We start from the raw sequence: 19835 nt of genomic DNA, 5'->3' as shown, positions 1-19835 counted from the left end.
TACGCGCACCCCCCCCCCCCCCCCCCCCCCCCCCCCCCCCCCCCCCCTCCCTCCCCCCCCCCCCCCCCCCCCCCCCCCCCCCCCCCACCTCCCACCACCGGGGCGGGGCGGTCAGTGCCGCGGGATCACCCGACGCGGACGAGCTGCCACTGCTGGTTCGCGCCGCCCGTGTCGCTGTACTGGACGACGTTCGCGCCGTCGGCCGTGGAAGAGCCCTGCACCTCGACGGCCTTGTTGCTGTTGCGGTTGACGAACTTGTGGTAGCCGCCCGACTCGACCGCGCCGAACTGCTGGTTGGTGCCGCCGTGGTCGGTCCACTGCTGGATCGCGGCGCCGTCGGCGGTGGAGGAGTTGGGCACGTCGAGGACCTTGCCGGAGTGGCGCGACTTGATGCGGTAGTAGCCGCCGCCGGAGTCCAGGAACTGCCACTGCTGGTTCGCGCCGTCGTTGCGCGACCACTGCGCGATGCGACCACCGTCGTTGGTCGCCAGGCCGTACACGTCCAACGCCTTGCCGCTGTTGCGGTTCACCAGCACGTACCACGCGTTCGGGTCGATGACCCCGGGCTGGGGGTTGGAGCCCGCGTTGAGGGCGTTGAGGACGGCGGTGTAGGCGGGCTTCTTGTTGCCGGAGCCGTCGAACAGCAGCGGGGTGCCGTAGGCGCGCCAGGAGTCGGTGTCGCGGATGCCCCAGACCGTGATGCCGGTGCAGCGGGCGACGGCGAGGCAGGCCTTCACGACGCGCTCGTAGTTCGCCGCCTGCGCCGAGCCGGAGCCCTCGATGTCGAGTTCGGTGATCTGGACGTCGACGCCGAGGTTGGCGAAGCTCTGCAGCGTGGTCTGGTAGTTGCCCGGCACGGGGGACTGGGCGTTGAAGTGGGACTGGAGGCCGACGCAGTCGATCGGGACGCCGCGTTGCTTGAAGTCCTGGACGAGCCGGTAGACGGCCTGGGTCTTGGCGTGGGTCCAGTCGTCGGTGTTGTAGTCGTTGTAGCAGAGCTTGGCGCCGGGGTCGGCCGCGCGGGCGGCGCGGAACGCCGCCTCGATCCAGTCGTTGCCGGTGCGCTGGAGGTTGGAGTCGCGGCGCGCGCCGGAGCTGCCGTCCTGGAACGCCTCGTTCACCACGTCCCAGGCGTAGATCTTGCCGCGGTAGTAGGTGGCGACCTTGGTCACGTGGTTGAGCATCGCGGACCGCAGGGCGCTGCCGGACATGTTCTGCATCCAGCCCGGCTGCTGCGAGTGCCAGGCCAGGGTGTGGCCGCGGACCCGCTTGCCCTGGGAGCGGGCGAGGTTGACGATCCGGTCGGCGTTGCCGTAGGTGAACTGGTTCTGGTTCGGCTCGGTCGCGTCGATCTTCATCTCGTTCTCGGCGGTGACCATGTCGAACTCCCGCTGGAGGAGCCCGGCGTAGGTCGAGTCGCCGAGCCTGCCCGCGGCGACCGCGGTGCCGAAGTACCGGCCCTTCTCCGCCGCCGCGGTGGCCAGGGTCGTGCCCGCGGCCTTGGCCGAACCGTGGAACGCCACCGCCAGCACGGTGGCGATCAGTCCCACGACGAGCAGCAACGCCGTTGTTCTCGGTCGACGCGCGAGCGCCGGCCGAATGACCGCTCGTGTCGAATGTTCCATCACATGTCCTTCGGGTCGGACACCGCGGGCTCGGGTGCCGGCGGTGGCAGGGACGCCATCGGGGGCCGCACGGGGCCGGGCCGCGACCAGGACGCACTGGCGTTAGCGTTAACATCCAGCCTGGTCGGCCGCCCCGTGGGAACAAGCGCGTTCGGGGGCGGCAACCACGGCCACGAGCGTCGGTGTGCTCTTCAGACTGTGAACGACGGCTCACGCTCGGTCAAGACGTGACGCAACTGTTTCGCCCGGGTGGTGCGTGCCGGGAAGTGCGGTCCGATCCGCCGACGTCCTCGCTCGTCCACAGTGGAGGAACACTCGTCTTCCGTGTCCGCGTCGGGTGAACCTCGTTCGCCCGGCTAAAGTCGACGCTGGTGTTCTAGCTCGCCGCCACGCCGATCGCCGATCGCGCGGCGGCCTCCCGTGGGGCACGTCGGGTGGCGGACGCCGGCCGGTGGTCCGAACGGGGCAACTTCCCGGGCCTCGTCGAGGTGTGACCGGACGATAAGGCCTGGTCTGCCTCTTTCCTCGTCGCGGTGCTCAAAGTTAGCGCTCACAATTTAGCTTTGACCCGTCTTGGTTGGTCATAGTTTCATTGGCGCGACACCAGGCCGCGAGGTGACGGGCGCGATCCCGTCCGGTGAGCACCCGCGGACCTGTCGCGCGCCCGACCGACCACCCCTGCCGACATCCGTGACCGACGCCGACGGCGTCCGGTCGACACCGAAGAGGCGACGATGCCCACCCGTACACGCGGACGACTCCTCCACCTCGCCCTGGCGGCCATCGCCGCGCTGGGCGTGGTCACCGCGGCTCCCGGCGCGCCCGTCGCCCAGGCCGCGCCGGGCAGTCCCGCGCTCACCCCGCCGATGGGCTGGAACAGCTGGAACAGCTTCGGTTGCGGCATCACGGAGGCGCAGGTCCGGCAGGCCGCCGACGCGATGGTGTCGTCGGGGATGCGTGACGCGGGGTACCAGTACGTGGTGGTGGACGACTGCTGGTTCGACCCGCAGCGCGACGCCCAGGGCAACCTGCGCGCCCACCCGACGAAGTTCCCTTCCGGCATGAAGGCGCTCGGCGACTACATCCACTCGAAGGGCCTGAAGTTCGGCATCTACCAGGCGCCCAACGAGAAGACCTGCGCCCAGGGCGTGGGCACGCACCCGGGTTCCACCGGCAGCAAGGGGCACGAGGTCCAGGACGCCCGGTCGTTCGCGTCCTGGGGCGTGGACTACCTGAAGTACGACTGGTGCTCGGGCAGCGGCACGCGTGACGAGCAGGTCGCGCGGTTCACGATCATGCGCGACGCCCTGCGGGCCACCGGCCGCCCGATCGTCTACAGCATCAACTCCAACAGCTTCCACGCGCCGACCGGCGACAAGTACGACTGGGGCGAGGTCGCCGACCTGTGGCGCACCACCGAGGACCTGCTCGACATCTGGCAGAACGGCAACACCAACAGCTACCCGATGGGCGTGGGCAACGTCCTGGACGTCACCGCGCCGCTGGCCGCGCAGACCGGTCCGGGCAACTGGAACGACCCGGACATGCTCGTCGTCGGGCGGCCCGGCCTGAGCCTGACCGAGTCGCGGTCGCACTTCGCCCTGTGGGCGCTGATGGCCGCGCCGCTGATGGCGGGCAACGACATCCGCACCATGTCGGCCGACGTCAGCGCGATCCTGCGCAACCCGCGGCTGCTCGCGGTGAACCAGGACCGGCTCGGTGCGGGCGGTCGACGCGTGCGCGACGACGGCAACACCGAGGTCTTCGCCAAGGCGTTGTCGGACGGCTCGGTCGCCGTGGGCCTGTTCAACCGGGGCGGCAGCACCGCCACGGTGTCCACCACCGCCGCCCAGCTCGGCCTGTCCGGCGGGTCGTTCTCCCTCACCGACCTGTGGACCGGCGGCGCCTCCACCACCTCCGGCGCGATCTCGGCGAGCGTGCCCGCGCACGGCGTGGCCGCGTTCCGCGTCTCGGGCGGCAGCCCGATCGCCGCCACCACCTCCCGGTTGCGCGGCGCCGGCTCCAACCGGTGCGTCGACACCGAGAACGCCTCCACCGCCGCCGGCACGACCGTGCTGCTCTGGGACTGCCACACCGCCGCGAACCAGCTGTGGACCACCTGGACCGGTGGCGAGATCCGGGTGTTCGGGGACAAGTGCCTCGACGCCTACAACCAGGGCACCGCCAACGGCACCCGCGTGATCACGTGGTCGTGCAACGGCCAGGCGAACCAGAAGTGGACCCTCGGCGCGGACGGGTCCATCCGCAACACCCACGCCGGCCTCTGCCTGGACGCCGACCAGGCCGCCACCGCCAACGGGACCAGGCTGATCCTGTGGACCTGCAACGGCCAGGCCAACCAGAGGTGGAGCCGCGTCTGACGGCGGCCTGAGCGGCGCGCCCGCCCTCCGGCGCCGTCGCCTCACGAATGCCCGCGGGCGCTGCTTCCGGGACCCGGTCCTCTCGCGCACAGCACGGCGAGAGGACCGGGCCCACCCGCGCCGATCGGTCCGACGTCCACCCGCGACCCAGGGAAGGAGCACCGTGCGCACCGCCCGCAACCCCGTGATCGGTGGATCCCACCCCGACCCGAGCGTGTGCCGGGTCGGCGAGGACTACTACCTGGTGTGCTCCAGCTTCGAGTACTTCCCGGGCGTGCCGATCTTCCACAGCCGCGACCTGGTGCACTGGCGGCAGGTCGGCAACGTCCTCGACCGCCCGGACCAGCTGCGGCTGCCCGCCGACACGCCCGCGTCGCGCGGGATCCACCAGCCCACCATCCGCCACCGCGGCGGGAGGTTCTGGGTGACCGCGACGGACCTGTCGGCGGGCGGCACGTTCGTCGTCACGACCGACCGCCTCGCCGGGCGGTGGTCGGACCCGGTGTGGATCGACCTCCCCGGTGTCGTCCCCGACCTGGCCTGGGACGAGAACGGCGACTGCTGGTGCGCCACGACCGACGGGCGCACGGCCCGCATCGACCCCCACCGGGGAACCGTGCTGGAAGGACCGTGGCGGGCCTGGAGCTGCGACGACACCCCGAAGTCGCCCCACCTGTACCACGTCGGCGACTGGTGGTACCTGCTGTTCGAGTGCGACCGGTCGCTGGTGGTCGCCCGCGCGCGCACGCCCCGAGGGCCGTTCGAACGCGCGCCGAGCACCTTCGTGGACACGCTCGGCCCGGCCGGGGGCAGTGGCCGCGCGGACCTCGTCACGACCCCGGAGGGGACCTGGTGGCTGGTGCGGCCCGGGACCCGCGAGCACCCGTCCGGCTTCCACGTGCTCGGGCAGGAGGTGTTCCTGACGCCCGTGCGCTGGCGCAACGAGTGGCCGGTCGTGGTCGGGGCGGACGGGACCAGGCCCGCGCCGCGGGCGTCGGACCCGGCGCCGGCGCAGCCCGCGCGCGACGACTTCGACGGGTTCGCGCTGGCGCCGTCCTGGATCTCGCCGCGCGGGCTCCCGGACGGCTCCTGGTCGTTGACCGAACGCCCCGGCTGGCTGACGCTGCACGCGACCGGCGAGACCCTCGACCGACCGGGCTGCACGTTCGTCGGCACCCGGCTGCGGCACCTCGACTCGCGGGTGTCGGTCCACCTCGATCCCGGCACGGCCCGCGCGGGCCTGAGCATCCGGCGCGACGAGGCGCACCGCTACGACTTCGAGGTGGTGCCCGGCCGGGTGGACGTGATCGCCAGGATCGGGCCGGTGCGCCAGGTCGTGGCCAGCCGCACCAGACCTCCGGGGCCGATCACGCTCACCGTCGTCACCCGCACGACCGACCTGGTGCCGCCGTCGTTCGTCCGGCCGACCGACGAACCCGCCGGCGTCGAGCCCGCCGGACCGGACACCATCGCGTTCCACGTCGGCGCCGATCCGGGCCCGCTGGCGGAGTTGGACGGCCGGTACCTGTCGCCCGAAGTCAGCACCGGCCTCGCCGGGCGGGTCGTCGGCATGTACGTCACGCGCGGGGTCGCGGCGTTCGACTGGTTCGACTACCGGGGCTTTTCACCGTGAACCGGTGGCGGTTCGGCGCGCAGGGCCGTGCGGCCATCTTGTGCGCGCTAACAAGGTTAGGTCTAAGCCAATCGTAGCGGTGGTTCAGGTGGGGTGAATCTCGCGCAAGAAATCCGCAAAGCGGCACTTGACGGGCCTGATCGACTTGTGGCGCGAAAGGCTTTCGTAAGCCATAAAGCTAAAGTTAGCGCTAACACTTTTAGCATTCCGGGCAATTGACTGCCGTGTTCGGCGTGGTTACATTCGACCCGAAGTGAATCCTTCTTCGCGCGGGAGGTGCGGCCCGCCGCGCCGCCTTGCCGTGTCCACCCCTCGACGACCGATTCGCCACCCCATGACTGGGAGCGCTCCCGGAAAAGCTCCACCTCCAACTCACACCACAGCATCGACGCTGCGAGGACCCTGAATGAGTGCAACGAAACTGGCACGCGGCGGTGCCGCTGCCGCCGCCCTGACCCTGTGCGCGGGGTTGCTGACGCTGGCGAGCACGTCGGCCAGCGCCGCACCCGGATGTTCGGTCGACTACCGCGTCAACCAGTGGGACACCGGCTTCACGGCCAACGTCACGCTCAAGAACCTCGGCGACCCGATCTCCAGCGGGTGGACCCTGGAATGGGACTTCCCGGGCAACCAGCAGATCACCAACGGCTGGAGCGCGACCTACGCCCAGTCCGGTCAGCACGTGAGCGCGAAGAACCCCTCGTGGGCGGCGTCGCTGCCCACGGGTGGCAGCGCGACCATCGGGTTCAACGCCTCGTACTCGGGCACGAACGTCCTGCCCACGTCGTTCACGCTCAACGGCACCACGTGCGGCGGGGGCCCGATCACCTCGACGTCGACCTCGACCTCGACCTCCACGTCGACCTCGACCACGACCTCGACGACCACGACGACGACCACGACCACCACGACGACGACGCCGGACACCCCCGGCACCCACGTGGCCAACCCGTACGCGGGCGCCAAGGGCTACCTGAACCCCGACTACGTGGCGAACGTGAACACCCTGGCCGACGCGACCGGCGGCGCCCTGGGCACGTCCATGCGCAAGGTCGCCGAGAACTCCACCGCCGTCTGGATGGACCGCATCGGCGCCATCACCGCCGGGCGCGGCCTGCGGGGCCACCTCGACGAGGCGCTGCGGCAGTCCGCCGGCGGCACGCCGGTGGTGATCCAGGTCGTCGTCTACGACCTGCCCAACCGCGACTGCGCCGCACTGGCGTCCAACGGCGAGCTGAAGGTCGGCGAGAACGGCCTGGCGCGCTACAAGGCCGAGTACATCGATCCCATCGCCGCCATCCTGGCCGACTCGAAGTACCGGGACCTGCGGATCGTCGCGATCGTCGAGCCCGACTCGCTGCCCAACCTGGTGACGAACCTGAGCAAGCCCAAGTGCGCGGAGGCCAGCTCCAGCGGCGCCTACGTCCAGGGCATCCAGTACGCCCTGAACAAGCTCAGCGCGATCTCGAACGTCTACAACTACGTGGACATCGCGCACGCCGGCTGGCTGGGCTGGGACTCGAACATGGGCCCCGCCGTGACGTTGATCGCCAACGCCATCAAGGGCACCACCAAGGGCGTCAACAGCGTCGACGGCTTCGTGTCGAACATGGCCAACACCTCGCCGACCGACGAGGTCAACCTGCCCGACCCGAACCTCACCGTCGGCAGCCAGCAGCTGCGGTCCGCGACGTTCTACCAGTGGAACCCGTACTTCGACGAGGCCGACTTCGGCACCGAGATGCGCAACCGGTTCATCGCCGCCGGCTTCCCCAGCGGCATCGGCATGCTGGTCGACACCTCCCGCAACGGCTGGGGCGGCCCGAACCGGCCCAGCGGCGCGAGCGGGTCGACGGTGGACGCGTACGTGAACTCCGGCCGCATCGACCGCAAGCTCCACCGGGGCAACTGGTGCAACCAGGCCGGCGCGGGCATCGGCGCACGGCCCACGGCCGCGCCGCGCGCGGGCTTCGACGCCTACGTGTGGATCAAGCCCCCGGGCGAGTCCGACGGCATCGCGACCAAGACCGACGGCCCGAACGAAGAGGGCAAGCAGCACGACCCGATGTGCGACCCCGCCTTCCGCGGTGACGACCAGGCCAACGGCGGCAACCTGACCGGCGCCATGGCCGGCGCGCCGCACGCGGGCGCGTGGTTCCCGGCGGGGTTCACCTCGCTGGTCCAAAACGCCTACCCCGCGTTCTGAGCCAGGGGACACCATGACGTCCAGCAAACGAACCGCGGCCGCGTGCTTCCTCTCGAGCGCACTCGTGGCCGGTGCGGTGGCCTTGGTGGTCGGCGGCGGCGCGACCGCGCAGGCGGCCGAGTCGGCGTTCTACGTCGACCCGTCGAGCTCCAGCGCGAAGTGGGTCGCCGCCAACCCCGGCGACTCCCGGGCCGCGGTGATCCGCGACCGGATCGCCTCCGTGCCGCAGGCGCGGTGGTACACCACCACCAACACCTCGACGGTGCGCTCGGAGGTCAGCTCCTTCGTCGGCGCGGCCGCCTCGGCCGGGAAGATCCCGATCCTGGTGGTCTACAACATTCCCAACCGCGACTGCGGCGGGGCGAGCGGTGGCGGCGCGCCCTCGCACCAGGCCTACCGGGCGTGGGTGGACGAGGTCGCGGCGGGACTGGCCGGTCGGCCGGCGGCGATCGTGCTTGAACCCGACGTGCTCCCGATCATGAGCAACTGCCAGAACGCCGACCAGCAGGCCCAGACCAGGGCGTCGATGGCCTACGCGGGCAAGAAGCTCAAGTCGGGTTCCGGGCAGGCCAAGGTGTACTACGACATCGGCAACTCGGCCTGGCTGAGCCCGTCGGAGGCGGCGAACAGGCTGCGCGCCGCGGACATCTCCAACAGCGCGGACGGCATCGCGTCGAACGTGTCGAACTACCGCAGCACGCCCGACGAGGTCAGCTACACCAAGAACATCCTCAACGCCGTCGGCGACGGCAGGCTCACCGCCGTGATCGACACCAGTCGCAACGGCAAGGGCCCGCTGGGCACCGAGTGGTGCGACCCCGCCGGACGTGCGATCGGCACGCCCAGCACGACGAACACGGGCGATTCCAGGATCGCCGCGTTCCTGTGGGTCAAGCTGCCGGGTGAGGCGGACGGCTGCATCGCGCCGGCCGGTCAGTTCGTGCCCCAGCGGGCGTACGACCTGGCGATCGCGGCCGGCCCGACGTCGACCACCACCACCACCACGACCACCACCACCACGACCACCACCACCACGACCACCACCACCACGGGCAACAACCCCGGCGGCGGCTGCACGGTGACCCACCGCGTGGTCAGCCAGTGGTCGGGCGGCTACACCGGTGAGATCGTGATCGGGAACCGGGGCCAGTTGGTCAACGGCTGGACCCTCACGTTCTCGGCGCCCGGTGTGTCCGTCACGCAGGGCTGGAACGGGACGTGGACCGACACGGGCGACGTCGTCCGGGTCGCCAACGCGTCCTGGAACGGGTCGCTCCCGACCGGTGGAACGACGACCATCGGTTACAACGCGAGCTACAGCGGAACGACACCGCCGTTCAGCTCACCCGCCCTGAACGGCACCGCTTGTTCCTGACACCGTGACCAGCCCTGAAAAGCGGTTCCCCGTCCGGACATCGCCTCCACCGGACGGGGAACCGCTTTGGTGCGACCAGGTCCGGGCCGGGTGGGCGACGATCACTTGCCCGGCGGGTCTGCGTTTGGCACCATCACGGCCGCCGTGCTCGACGTCGGCCCTTGTTCGTCGTGTGTGGAGGTGCGGTGCCAAGACGGTGGTTGGTGGCCTCGGTGGTGGCCGTGGTGCTGGCGGCTGTCGGTGTGGTCGTCGTCGTGCTCCAGGACCGGGCCGTCGCAGGCGACCCGGTGACTGCAGGCACCTCCTCGACCGCGCCGAGTGCGAGCACGCCGGTGACCACGTCGCCGAGCGCGGCGATCGGCGAGGCCGACACCGCGCCGTCGCCCTCGGCGGCCGCCACGACACCGGCGCCCGTCGCGGGTGACGCGCCGCTCGCCGGGAGGATCAAGCCGGGGGTCGTCAACCAGGGCGTGGCGACGTTCTACGACTCCGACGGCGGTGGCGCCTGCTCCTACGACCCCGGCCCTGACCCGCTGACCGCCGCGATGAACTGGGCCGACTACGAGGACGCCAAGGCCTGCGGCGCCCACGTCCTGGTCCGCGCGGCCAACGGCGCGAGCCTGACGGTGCGGATCACCAACCTGTGCCCGCAGCCGTGCCGGGTGGGGCAACTGGACCTGAGCGCGGAGGCGTTCGCCCGGCTGGCGGCGCCCGACCTGGGCGAGATCCCGATCACCTGGACCCTGGTGAGCCCCGAGCTGTCGAAGACGATCTCCCTGCGCTACAAGACCGGGTCGAGCCGGTACTGGTGCGGCATCCAGGTCATCGACCACCGGAACCCGGTGGCGCGGTTGGAGGTCCAGGCGGGCGGGCAGTGGCGGCAGCTGCACCGCACCGACTACAACTACTTCCTCTCCGAGAACGGCGCGGGCTGCGGCGGGGCCGTCGCGGTCACCGACCTCCACGGCGAGCGCCTGGTGGTGGATCCCCTGCCGATCGAGCCGGACGTCGTCCAGGCCACGAACGTGCAGTTCGCCGCCCGCTGACAGGAGTCACTCCACCTTCTCGAAGAAGAACTCGTGCTTGAGGAACGACGTGTCGTACTCGTGGCCGGGGTACGGCGGGATGAGTTGGGAGGCCTGGAAGAGCCGCCAGCCGTCGCGCAGGGCGTCGGTCCCGGTCGCGTACGGCGGTTGCTCGCCGTCCCCGGTGGTGGGGTTGGTGCGGCCGGTGCCGTCGTAGGACGCCCAGCCGACGACCCGGTCGTCGAGCGACGACGTGGCCAGGTACAGCACCAGCACTCGTTGCTTCACGCGGTCCTCCCCGGACGGTTGTGCACCCTGGTGGCCCAGTGCTCGATGTCGAAGGTGTCGTCGCCGGTCAGGGTCCGCCACAGCGCGATCCGGTTGTAGATCTCCAGCCGCCCGGTCGCGTGCTCGTACCAGGGGAAGGTGGTCGACAGCTCGGCCACGACGGCGGGGTCGTCGAGGTCGCGGGTGTCCCAGAGCCGGACCTGGGGCGCGGTCGGGTTGAACCTGATCTTGAACATGTACCGGCGCCGCGCGGAGTCGTTGCGCCGGCCGCCGTGCCAGATGCCGTGGTGCAGCAGCAGCACCGTGCCCGCCGGGCAGGTCAGGCGGACCTGGCCGAGCAGGTTCTGGTAGCGCCCGGTGTCGGACTCGTTGGTGAGGCGCAGGTGGCTGCCCGGCACCAGGAGCGTGCCGCCCATCTCCGGTGTGACGTCGTGCGGGTAGTACATGAGCTGCACGTCGAACGCGTCGCGCCGGGTGTCGATGATCGCGTCGCCGTGCAGGGGCTGGGCGCTGCCCTCGTTCGGCTCGCGCACGTGCACGGCGAGGTGGTCGACCGCGGGATCGGGGCCGACCAGGCTGCGCAACGCCCCGGCGACGGGCGGCAGGTCGACGAGCCGACGGGTGAACGAGCCGTCCGGGAACGCCACGTTTAGCGGGATCCCGTAGGGCACGCCCGGGATGCCGCGCTCCAGGGCCTCGACCGCCGCGGCGTTGAGGTCGTCGGGCACGACCGCGTCGAGTCGGAGGAACCCCTGTGCCGCGAAGCGCGCCATCAGCACCGAGGACAGCAGGTGGCTGGTGGTTTCCATGCATCAGACAGTAGGTGCCCGACAGTGGCGGGTAATGGGTCGTGCTCACCATTAGTGGTAATTTTTCACCATGGATCACGTGACGGTCCGGCTGGACGCGCCGCCGGTCGTGGCCAACCTGGGCGTGGCCGTGCACGGTGTGGCGAGCCGTCGCGACGAGTTCCTGCTGCCCGAGCTGTGGCAGCTGCACCTCTACGGCTACACCGCCGAGCTGACCGTCGGCGGCACGACGCACCCCATCCGACCGGGGCACGTGAGCCTGGTCCCGCCCGGCGTGCGGGTGTCGTACCGCTACCGAGGTCGGTCCGAGCACCTCTACGCGCACCTGCGCCTGCCCGGGAAGGGCCCGGCGCTGACCGTGCCGGTCATGCAGCACGCCGGGGTGGACACACCGCTGCTCGCCGGGCTGCTGCGGCACGCCATCGCGGTCGCGCCGAGGTCCGCGGCCATGGCGCAGGCGGAAGTCTGGACGGTGTTGTGGCGGGTGGCCGACCTGGCGGTGTCCGGGAAACCGCACGGCGCGGTGGCCGCGGCGGTCTCGCACGTCGAGGCGAACCTGGCGGGACCGCTCACCGTGCCCGCCGTCGCCGCCGCCGCGGGCGTCTCGCACAACCACCTGACCAGGCTGTTCCACGCCGAGATGGGGCACACCGTGGTGGCCTACATCCGACGGCGCAGGCTGGCGCGGGCCCGCCACCTCCTGCGCGAGTCGACGTTGCCCATCCCGGCAGTCGCGGCGGCGGTGGGGTTCGACGACCTCCAGGCGTTCAACAAGGCGTGCCGCCGCGAGCTCGGGGCCTCGCCGCGAGCCGTGCGCGCCGGAGCGGACGGGCACGGCACGAGAACGCCGGTCACCGACGGGTGAGCCCCGGTCGTCAGGTGACGATCCTCCACTCCTGGTTGGCGCCGCCGTTGGCGGGCCACTGGACGACTCGGGCTCCGTCCGCCGTCGAGCCGCCCTCGACGTCCACGCACAGCCCGGTGCGGACGTTGACGATGCGGTGGTGGCCGCCTCCCGCGTCGACGAGCCGCCACCACTGGTTGTCGCCGCCCGTGTCCGGCCACTGGTCGAGCTGAGCCCCTTGTCCCGACCCGGTGAGCAGGCGGCCGCTGTGCCGGGCGACGAGCCGGAACGAGCCGTCCGGGTTCGGGAGGAACTGCCACTGCTGGTTGGTGCTGCCGGTCTGGGTCCACTGGATGACCTTGGCGCCGTCGGCGGTGCTCGCGCCGGTGACGTCCAGGGCCTTGCCGCTCGCCCGGTTGACCAGCCGGTGCCAGCCGGTCGGCAGGGAGGTGGCGGGCAGGGACACGGTGACGTCCGTGCGTTGCCCGGCGGTCAGCGTGACCTGGCGGGCGTGGTTGCCCAGTGGCGAGGCGGTCACGGGCGCCGACGTCGTCACCGACGCCATCCCGGGCCGGCTGATCAGGGTCACCTGCTGGTCGACGGCGGAGGTGAGCGAGAGCGTGGCCGTGCGGGCGGCGAGGTCCCAGCCGAAGGTGTGGACGTGGATCCGGCCGCGGGCCCGCACGCCGGTGATCGAGCCCTTGGCCAGTTGCGCGGGCAGCGCCGGGAGGATTTCGAGCACGCCGGGACGGGAGTAGATCAGCGCTTCGGCCAGCACGGCGGGGATCGCGTTGGCGGCGTCGGCGTTGTAGATGTCCAGGTCGGGGTTGTGCGAGGTCATCAGGGACTTGAAGACCATGTTGTTGCCGATGATCTTGCGCAGGTTGTCGTAGACCTTGCCGCCGTCCTTGAGCCGCGCGCCGGCCAGGGCCCGGTGCAGGCTGCCGTGCGCGGAGATGTTCTGGTCGCCGCGCAGTTCCAACGCGCGCACCGCCGGGCGGACCAGCTCGGGCTTCTCCTCGGGGTTGATCTCGTGCAGCGGCCACGCGCCGTAGAGGTGGTGGACGTGCCGGTGGTCGTAGCGGTCGGTCAGGGTCGGCCACGACCACTCGGCGAGCGCGCCGTCGCCGTTGATCCGGTAGGCGGGGATCCTGGCCAACAGCGCCTTCCAGCGTGCGACGCCCTGGCCCGCGCCTTGTTCGACACCGAGCGCGTCGGCGGCCGAGATGGCGGCCTGGAGGGCGTGCCTGCCGGCCATGACGTCACCGGTCGCGTTGACCGCCAGCAGGACGCCGGTGTTGCCGGGGCTGTTCTCCATCGAGAACGACGGCACGAACACGACCTTGCCGTTGGCGTCCGTGCGGGTCAGGAAGTCCTCGTAGAACAGCGCGAGCTCCATCAGCGCGGGGCCGAGCTCGTCGCGCAGGAACGCGTGGTCGCCGGTGACCTCGTAGTACTCGATCAACGGGTACAGCAGCCAGTCGGCGCCGCCGGTCCAGGTCTGGCCGGGGAAGCCCGGGTCGAAGTGCAGCATGTGCCCGTACTCGCCGTCGGTGCGGGACGGTGCGAGGAAGCCGCGGGCGCCGTAGAGGTTGCGCGCGTTGGTGCGCCAGTGCGCGAGCTGGCCGAGGACGAGGGAGAAGTACCCCCGCATGGCCTCGGTCGTGTCGAGGATGTTGCCGCCGGCGACCTGGAGGTTGACGTTCGCGTCGGTGGTGAAGTCGTCGGCCCACGCGCCGGACCACGTGCCGGTCCAGATGCCGGTCAGCCGCGGTGGCAGGATGCCGCTGGAGCTGAGGAAGAAGTACCGGCCCGAGTCGTAGAGGCGTTCGAGCAACGCGAGGTCGATGACGTCCCGGTCGCCGTTCTGGCGGGCGATCAGCTCGCTGGCGGACAGCCGCCGGTCGGCGTCGGACACGTTCAGGTCCAGCCGCGAGCGGTCGTACACCGCGGTGTGGATCGCGGTGTGCCGGGAGCTCAGCGCGGAGTAGTCGGCCCCGAGCGCCGCCAGCCGGGCGTGCAGCGGCCGGGAGTCCCAGGCGGTCGAGGTCTCGTACCGGTCCAGTGCGGTGAGCAGCAGCAGTCGGGTCGCGCCGGTCACCACGATGGCCGACCCGTTCGCGCTGACCGTGCCGCCGGTCGGGACGACCCGGGTGACGCCCTCGTAGCCGAACGCGCCCTGCCCGGTCGGGTAGGCGCCGCGCAGGTTCAGGTAGCCCGAGCCGCCGCTGACGGTGGCCAGGGTGGTGTAGCGCAGGCCGGCGGGCAGCCCTTCGAGTGCGGTGTGGACGGTGAGCGTGGCGTCCACGGTCCGCCCGGTCGCCGGCCGCAGCTCGTGGACGATCACCCGGTCGGCCCGGGAGGCGAACGCGCGGCGGGTCCAGGCGCCGTAGCCGTCGGTCCACGTGGAGGTGACCTCACCGGTGCGGAAGTCGGTCACGCGGGCGTAGTCGTTGACCGTCGTCGTGCCGGGAGTGGAGATCCGGAGCTCGTAGGCGGGGTGGTAGGTCTGCGTCCACCGCAACGACCACCCGGCCGCGAAGTCCCGGTTCGCGCCGGCGTAGTCGCCCGCGAGGGCCTTGTCCCGCGCGGCTTCCAGCCGTCCGGCGGTCACCGGCGGGGTGAGGGAGCGGGTGCCGTTCGGCAGGACCAGCCGGTGGTAGTTGAAGATCACCTTCTCCAGGGCCGGCGCGCCGTGCAGCAGTGCGCCGTACTCGCCGTTCCCGGTCACGAAGCCGTCGGTCCAGGACGTCGCGTGACCGGTGTCGTGGATGCCGCGCTCCGGCAGGGTGACGTGCGGCGGCACGGCGGCGTTCGCCCGCCCTCCCGACAGTCCGCCGGGGACGACCGCGGCTCCGGTCGCCAACGCGGCGAGGGCGAGGAAGCCCCTCCGGTCCACTGGGCCGTCCATCACGCACGCTCCTTCGTCCGGTGAGGGGCACGGGTGGTGCCCGGCCGTCGGGCGGACGGTCGGGCAACCACCCCTCGTGGCGTGTCGGCGGCATGTCCGCCCTCGTGCGAGCGGCGGACCGACATGGGATGGATTTATAGATCGCGTGGTGGGCGCCTGTCCAGACCCGTACGGCCGAATGGGCCAAGTGGCGGGGTTGTCGGGCTGGTCAAGGCCTTGAGTCGGCACCGGTCGCGAAGCTCGGGGTGGCGAGGTCCCTGCGAATCGATGGGATGTCTTGCCGGCCTGTCGTTGCCGTGGGCAGCCATCGATCGGGCGGCAGATAAGCATACTTATTGCTTGACGTGGGGTGGCGCTGCTGCTCTCATGGACTACCAGGCCACGCGTCCGGATCCTGCCTGTGCCACCGCAATCGACGCTGCGCTCAGGTCATGTCGCTCGTCCCGGGCACGGGCCGATGAGGCCGGGATCAGTAGTACCCATCGTGCACGGCACCCGCCCCGTCCGGATCGCCTGACGGGAACCCACCCAGCTGCCCCCAGCGCGGTGGAGGCCGGCGTGCGCGGCGAACACTCCGATCGGACCGAGCGAAAGGGCAAAGAAGGTGAAACCAGCCAAGACCGCCGCGAGAACGTTGGTAGCGATCGCGGTGTTCGTGTCCGCCGCGCTGTTGCCGACCTTCGCGGACCAGTTCCAGGCCTCGGCCGCCACCCAGGCGACGTACTACGTCGCCCCTGACGGCAATGACGCCAATCCTGGGACGATCACGGCGCCGTTCAAGACCGTGCAGCGCGCGCGGGACGTCGTCCGCACGGTCAACGCGAGCATGACCGGCGACATCCTCGTGTACCTCCGCGGCGGCAACTACCAGGTGAGCAGCACCATCGACTTCACCCCCGCCGACTCGGGCACGAACGGGTTCCGGGTCGTGTACTCCGCGTACCAGAACGAGACGCCGGTGCTGAGCGGCGGCGTGCAGGTGACCGGGTGGACGCAGCACGGCGGCAACATCTGGAAGGCCCCGCTCAACCGCGGCAACAAGCTGCGGGCGCTCTACGTCAACGACAAGCGCGCCGTCATGGCCACCAAGACGATCGCGTCCCAGGGCTGCTACGGCACTTACAACGTCAACGCCGGCCAGGCCCCGTGGGCGTGGGAATCGGGCTCGCAGTGCGACGGCGCCAAGTACGGCATGGCCGACCTGCCCGCCATCTCCCGCAACCCCGACGACCTCGAGATCGAGACGGCGACCACCTGGCAGACCGCCATCGTGGGCGTCCGCCAGGTCACCACGAGCAGTGACGGCTCCGGCCGGGTCGCGCTGTTCCAGCAACCGGGCGGGGCCATCGCCCAGGGGGCGTTCAACGGCAACTTCCAGGTCGGCGGCAGCCACAAGCTCATGAACGCCTACGAGTTCCTGGACTCGCCGGGCGAGTTCTACTTCGACCGGGCCGCCCAGACGGTCTACTACTACAAGGCCGCCGCCGACAACATGGCGACGGCGACGGTGTACGCGCCGAACAACGTGGCCACCCTGCTCCGGGTCGCCGGCACGTCGACGACAAACCACGCCCGCAACATCACCTTCTCCGGCATCACGGTGCAGCACTCCGACTGGAACCTGTTCACCGTGGCCGGTTCGGCGTTCAAGCAGGCCCAGCAGGGCAACCTGGGCAACACCGCGTACGTCAAGGGCAACTTCCACGCCTACTACTACCGCAACGTCGACACCGCGCCGGGCGCCATCCAGCTGGAGAACGCCGACGGCATCCAGTTGCTCCGCAACCGGGTGCAGCACACCGGTGTCGATGCCATCACCCTGGTCAACGACGTGCAGAACACGCAGTTGATCGGGAACTTCACCAACGACGTCGGTGGGTCCGCCATCAACGTGGGCCACCCGCAGCACGTCTACATCGGCGACCACACGTCGTCCAACCGCGAGAAGTACTCCGCGCAGGTCGAAGGACTCCCGAAGAACATCGAGATCAAGAACAACTACCTGTACGACAGCGCGGTGCTGTTCAACGGGCACAGCCCGATCTCGGCGTTCTTCGTCGACACCCTGACCGTGCAGCGCAACCGGATCGAAAAGGCGCCGTGGAACGGCATCACGATGGGCTGGGGCTGGTGGAACTTCGACGGCTCATCGGGCTCCATCGCACCCAACCGCCCCACGACCACCGCGCGGAACAACACCATCAGCCACAACCACATCATCGACACGGTCCAGCGCCTCAACGACACGGCACCCATCTACACGCTGGGCAGCCAGCCGAACACCACGATCACCAACAACTACCTCCAAGGCGTCCCGTCCGGGCACAAGTACGGACTCCACCCGGACGAGGGTTCGGCGTACATCACCTTCCGCGACAACGTCCTGAGCGTGGACAAGAACGTCACGTGGATGGTCAACTCCGACGACTTCGGCCGCAAGCACGACCTGAGCATCACCCAGACCTACGGGCCGATCAACAAGGTCTCCAACAAGAACCTGCCGAACAGCACCATCCACGACATCATCGTGTCGTCGGACTACGTGTGGCCCGCGCCGGCGCACAGCATCGCGGTGAGCTCCGGCCTGGAGGACGCGTACCGGGACATCATCCCGCCGAGCCTCCTCTCCCTGCCGGACTACGTCCTGCCGGACAGCACGTACGTGGGCGCCAACACGGCCTCGATCCCGATCCGCAGCGCAGGCGACCAGGCGAAGACCGTCTGGCTCGCGCCGCAGGGCACGACCAGCTTCGCCGTCGGCCCGACGATGACCAGGGCGGGCGGCACCGCGACGACCATCGACGTGCCGGCCACGTCCGGTGACTACCGGCTCTACGTCGTGGACGCGCAGGGCAACCGGTCGTCCGAGTCGAAGTCGCTCGCCCGGCGGCAGGGCGGCGGTCAGCAGGGCGTCACGATCGTCGGCGGCCAGTCCGGCCGGTGCGTCGACATCCCCGGGTCGGCCACGACCAACGGCGCCCAGGCCCAGCTGTGGGACTGCCACGGCGGCGCCAACCAGCGCTTCACCCACACCTCGGGCAAGCAGTTGCAGGTGGCCGGGACGAAGTGCCTTGACGCCAACAACCAGGGCACCGCCAACGGCACCACCGTGGTGATCTGGGACTGCAACGGGCAGACCAACCAGCAGTGGAACGTCAACGCCAACGGCACCATCACCGGCGTGCAGTCCGGGTTGTGCCTGGACGCCAGTGGAGCGGGCACCGCGAACGGCACCAAGCTCATCCTCTGGTCCTGCGGGACCGGCGCCAACCAGCAGTGGAGCCTGCGCGCCTGACCCGTGTCCGGTCGCCCGACCGGACACGTCGGCCGACCACGAAACGCCTTGGCCGGTCATCGATCTGGACAGCAGATCGATGACCGGCCAAGGGCCGTGCGGTCAGGCGGGAACTTGCGACTTCTCCAGCGCGGCCATGAACGCACGTGACCAGAGGGGGAGGTCCGGCCAGCCGCGGCAGGACACCATCGCTCCGTCGACGACGTCGGGCTCGTCCACGAACGTCGCGCCGGCCTGCTCCATGTCCGCCCTCAGCGGCGGGAAGGCCGCGGTCGTGCGGCCGCGCAGGAGGCCCAGGGCGGCGGGCACCTGCGGGCCGTGGCAGATCGTGCCGACGGGCAGGCCGCGGTCGAAGAAGTGGCGGACGACGCGGGCCACGTCGGGGCTCGTCCGGATGTACTCCGGCGCGCGCCCGCCCGGGATCACCAGGCCGTCGAACTCCTCCGGATCGACGTCGCCGAACGCCACGTCCACCGGCAGCAGGTGGCCGGGCTTCTCGGTGTAGGCGTCCCAACCGGGCTCGAAGTCGTGGACCACCAGTTTGACCGCGCGCGTGGTGGGGGCGGCCACGACCGCCTCGTGCCCACCCTCGCGCAGCCGGAAGACCGGGTACATCGAGTCGAGTTCCTCGGCGGCGTCCGCCGTCAGGACCAGCACCCGAGCCATGCTCGCTCCTCGTCCCCGCCCGGAGCGCCGCCGTGTCCTCCGAGGCTTGCGGACGGCATCGGGACGCTCGGGCGGACTAGATCTCGAACCGGTTCGATCATCGAACCGGACCGTACGCGCCGGCGGTGACCGGCACAATCGCCCGGACAGGTGTCCGGCCGGTTCCGCGAGGTCGTGCCCCGGAGCAGTCCGGAGTGGACGGTCGTGCCGACGTCACACCCAGCCCCGTTCGCACGCGATCACGCCCAGCTGGAAGCGCGAGCGCACGCCCAGCAGGTTCTGCAGGCGCGTGATCCGGCGGTGCACGGTGCGGGGGCTGACCCCCAGCTCCCGCGCGATGGCCTCGTCGATCGCACCCGTGCGCATGAGCAGCAGCAGCCGTCGCGTGCCGGGCGTGGGTTCGAGGTCCACCTCGTCCACGTCCTCCACGACGGCCGACGCGGTCAGTTCCACCGGCTCAACCGCGGTCATGGCGAGCCGACCCGCGGGCGTCGGGTTCCCGCGCGGACGAGGTCGTCGATCGGCACATGGCGGATACACCTCACACGGTGGTCGGGATGCGTCCTACTCTTGGCTTCGGCGAGCGGACGGCCCGCGTCCGTCCTGCGCCTGGGGTCGGCCGCCCCCGCGACGGCCTCCAGCACACATGACAGCGGTCACCTGCCGCCGAGTCAAGGCGAAGAGCCGCGCGACGTGAAATTCGTCCGGACTCGGCCGGTTTGGTCGACGGCGGCGCCGGGGCCATGGACCACCAGTCGAGGTTGCCCCGGCCCGCCC

Annotated in this window: 13 protein-coding genes; 7 read left to right on the top strand and 6 right to left on the bottom strand. The window is 70.7% G+C overall.

The window, feature by feature from the left end; genetic code table 11:
- Positions 1 to 125: 125 nt before the first annotated feature.
- The gene (locus tag ACZ7GX_RS31610; RefSeq protein WP_498781948.1) at positions 126 to 1625 is read right to left on the bottom strand and encodes an endo-1,4-beta-xylanase; all 1500 of its coding nucleotides are present in this window, start codon (positions 1623 to 1625) and stop codon (positions 126 to 128) included.
- Positions 1626 to 2359: 734 nt separating this feature from the next.
- Here ACZ7GX_RS31610 and ACZ7GX_RS31605 point away from each other — a divergent pair.
- From ACZ7GX_RS31605 to ACZ7GX_RS31585, 5 genes are all read left to right on the top strand, one after another.
- On the top strand, positions 2360 to 4006 hold the full coding sequence (locus ACZ7GX_RS31605; RefSeq protein ID WP_498781946.1) for a glycoside hydrolase family 27 protein: 1647 nt from the start codon (positions 2360 to 2362) through the stop codon (positions 4004 to 4006).
- A gap of 163 nt (positions 4007 to 4169) precedes the next feature.
- Positions 4170 to 5639 carry a family 43 glycosylhydrolase gene (locus ACZ7GX_RS31600; protein WP_498781944.1) on the top strand — a complete coding sequence of 490 codons (1470 nt, stop codon included), beginning with the start codon at positions 4170 to 4172 and terminating at the stop codon, positions 5637 to 5639.
- A 406-nt stretch (positions 5640 to 6045) separates the two neighbouring features.
- Positions 6046 to 7845 carry a glycoside hydrolase family 6 protein gene (locus tag ACZ7GX_RS31595; RefSeq protein WP_498781942.1) on the top strand — a complete coding sequence of 600 codons (1800 nt, stop codon included), beginning with the start codon at positions 6046 to 6048 and terminating at the stop codon, positions 7843 to 7845.
- Between the two features lie 13 nt (positions 7846 to 7858).
- Entirely contained in the window at positions 7859 to 9220 is a 1362-nt protein-coding gene (locus tag ACZ7GX_RS31590) for a glycoside hydrolase family 6 protein (RefSeq protein WP_498781940.1), read from the top strand.
- Positions 9221 to 9405: 185 nt separating this feature from the next.
- The gene (locus ACZ7GX_RS31585; RefSeq protein WP_498781938.1) at positions 9406 to 10266 is read left to right on the top strand and encodes an expansin EXLX1 family cellulose-binding protein; all 861 of its coding nucleotides are present in this window, start codon (positions 9406 to 9408) and stop codon (positions 10264 to 10266) included.
- Positions 10267 to 10272: 6 nt separating this feature from the next.
- Here the strand turns inward: ACZ7GX_RS31585 and ACZ7GX_RS31580 are convergent, their stop codons facing one another.
- Together ACZ7GX_RS31580 and ACZ7GX_RS31575 are read right to left on the bottom strand one after the other, a co-directional pair.
- Positions 10273 to 10533 carry a hypothetical protein gene (locus tag ACZ7GX_RS31580; RefSeq protein ID WP_498781936.1) on the bottom strand — a complete coding sequence of 87 codons (261 nt, stop codon included), beginning with the start codon at positions 10531 to 10533 and terminating at the stop codon, positions 10273 to 10275.
- Positions 10530 to 11342, bottom strand: coding sequence for a phytanoyl-CoA dioxygenase family protein (locus tag ACZ7GX_RS31575; RefSeq protein WP_498781934.1), 813 nt, complete (start codon positions 11340 to 11342; stop codon positions 10530 to 10532). The genes ACZ7GX_RS31580 and ACZ7GX_RS31575 overlap by 4 nt, the downstream gene beginning before the upstream one ends.
- Before the next feature lie 70 nt (positions 11343 to 11412).
- Here ACZ7GX_RS31575 and ACZ7GX_RS31570 point away from each other — a divergent pair, with 70 nt between their 5' ends.
- Positions 11413 to 12207 carry a helix-turn-helix domain-containing protein gene (locus tag ACZ7GX_RS31570; RefSeq protein ID WP_498781932.1) on the top strand — a complete coding sequence of 265 codons (795 nt, stop codon included), beginning with the start codon at positions 11413 to 11415 and terminating at the stop codon, positions 12205 to 12207.
- 10 nt (positions 12208 to 12217) lie between these two features.
- Here the strand turns inward: ACZ7GX_RS31570 and ACZ7GX_RS31565 are convergent, their stop codons facing one another.
- Positions 12218 to 15097 (bottom strand): glycosyl hydrolase family 95 catalytic domain-containing protein, encoded by a 2880-nt coding sequence (locus ACZ7GX_RS31565; RefSeq protein ID WP_498781930.1) that lies wholly within the window; start codon positions 15095 to 15097, stop codon positions 12218 to 12220.
- A gap of 604 nt (positions 15098 to 15701) precedes the next feature.
- Here ACZ7GX_RS31565 and ACZ7GX_RS31560 point away from each other — a divergent pair.
- Positions 15702 to 18392 carry an RICIN domain-containing protein gene (locus ACZ7GX_RS31560; RefSeq protein WP_498781928.1) on the top strand — a complete coding sequence of 897 codons (2691 nt, stop codon included), beginning with the start codon at positions 15702 to 15704 and terminating at the stop codon, positions 18390 to 18392.
- Positions 18393 to 18494: 102 nt separating this feature from the next.
- Here the strand turns inward: ACZ7GX_RS31560 and ACZ7GX_RS31555 are convergent, their stop codons facing one another.
- Together ACZ7GX_RS31555 and ACZ7GX_RS31550 are read right to left on the bottom strand one after the other, a co-directional pair.
- Entirely contained in the window at positions 18495 to 19058 is a 564-nt protein-coding gene (locus tag ACZ7GX_RS31555; protein ID WP_498781926.1) for a DJ-1/PfpI family protein, read from the bottom strand.
- Positions 19059 to 19271: 213 nt separating this feature from the next.
- Positions 19272 to 19529, bottom strand: a complete 258-nt coding sequence (locus tag ACZ7GX_RS31550; RefSeq protein WP_498781924.1) for a helix-turn-helix domain-containing protein — start codon at positions 19527 to 19529, stop codon at positions 19272 to 19274.
- Positions 19530 to 19835 lie beyond the last annotated feature (306 nt).

It is taken from the genome of Actinosynnema sp. NPDC037264 (assembly GCF_055603705.1).
The sequence above is the reverse complement of the archived record's forward strand: the minus strand, read 5'-3'. Positions and strand labels throughout refer to the sequence as shown.

What these genes read in the sequence shown, in the direction of transcription:
- ACZ7GX_RS31590 (WP_498781940.1), top strand. Translation starts at nt 7,859, where the DNA reads ATGACGTCCAGCAAACGAACCGCGGCCGCGTGCTTCCTCTCGAGCGCA.
- ACZ7GX_RS31555 (WP_498781926.1), bottom strand. Translation starts at nt 19,058, where the DNA reads ATGGCTCGGGTGCTGGTCCTGACGGCGGACGCCGCCGAGGAACTCGAC.
- ACZ7GX_RS31550 (WP_498781924.1), bottom strand. Translation starts at nt 19,529, where the DNA reads ATGACCGCGGTTGAGCCGGTGGAACTGACCGCGTCGGCCGTCGTGGAG.
- ACZ7GX_RS31575 (WP_498781934.1), bottom strand. Translation starts at nt 11,342, where the DNA reads ATGGAAACCACCAGCCACCTGCTGTCCTCGGTGCTGATGGCGCGCTTC.
- ACZ7GX_RS31605 (WP_498781946.1), top strand. Translation starts at nt 2,360, where the DNA reads ATGCCCACCCGTACACGCGGACGACTCCTCCACCTCGCCCTGGCGGCC.
- ACZ7GX_RS31595 (WP_498781942.1), top strand. Translation starts at nt 6,046, where the DNA reads ATGAGTGCAACGAAACTGGCACGCGGCGGTGCCGCTGCCGCCGCCCTG.
- ACZ7GX_RS31565 (WP_498781930.1), bottom strand. Translation starts at nt 15,097, where the DNA reads ATGGACGGCCCAGTGGACCGGAGGGGCTTCCTCGCCCTCGCCGCGTTG.
- ACZ7GX_RS31610 (WP_498781948.1), bottom strand. Translation starts at nt 1,625, where the DNA reads ATGGAACATTCGACACGAGCGGTCATTCGGCCGGCGCTCGCGCGTCGA.
- ACZ7GX_RS31570 (WP_498781932.1), top strand. Translation starts at nt 11,413, where the DNA reads ATGGATCACGTGACGGTCCGGCTGGACGCGCCGCCGGTCGTGGCCAAC.